The 412-nt window shown below is 42.2% G+C and carries 1 protein-coding gene; it reads left to right on the forward strand.

Annotated features, from left to right (window positions below; translation table 11 throughout):
* Positions 1–88: 88 nt before the first annotated feature.
* Positions 89–298: a helix-turn-helix domain-containing protein gene (locus CXF62_RS01485; RefSeq protein WP_102092639.1), complete on the forward strand. Its 210-nt coding sequence runs from the start codon at positions 89–91 to the stop codon at positions 296–298.
* Positions 299–412 lie beyond the last annotated feature (114 nt).

Here is a 412-nt window from a genome sequence, read left to right on the forward strand (position 1 = left end):
CCACGCTCACCTCTTAATACCGACTATATCCCGTGGATATTGTAGCTTACCACTGTGAGTATTGCTATCTTTAGCAGTGGTTAATGAGATGACAACAGATGAGCGTATGATTGCCTTTGGAAAGCGTGTCCGTGAGATGCGAAAAGGCAAAGGAATATCCCAAGAAAGATTGGCGGAGATGGCAGGCATTGATCGTAGCTATATGGGGAATATAGAACGAGGGGAGAAGAACATTACGCTCAAGAAAGCTTATGAGATATGTGATGCGCTGGGGATTGAGATTCAGGATTTGGTTTAAATTTCAAGATACTTTAGAGAAATTAAGAGTGGAAGCATCCCCTGGGTGTGTGGTTATTGTGAAAACTAACACTCATTCGTGGAGACAGATAATACGACTTTTAGCTTATCATCG

It is taken from the genome of Psychrobacter sp. MES7-P7E (assembly GCF_002863645.1).
Taxonomy (GTDB): domain Bacteria; phylum Pseudomonadota; class Gammaproteobacteria; order Pseudomonadales; family Moraxellaceae; genus Psychrobacter.

Coding starts and splice junctions, on each gene's coding strand:
- CXF62_RS01485 (WP_102092639.1), top strand. CDS start 89: ATGACAACAGATGAGCGTATGATTGCCTTTGGAAAGCGTGTCCGTGAG.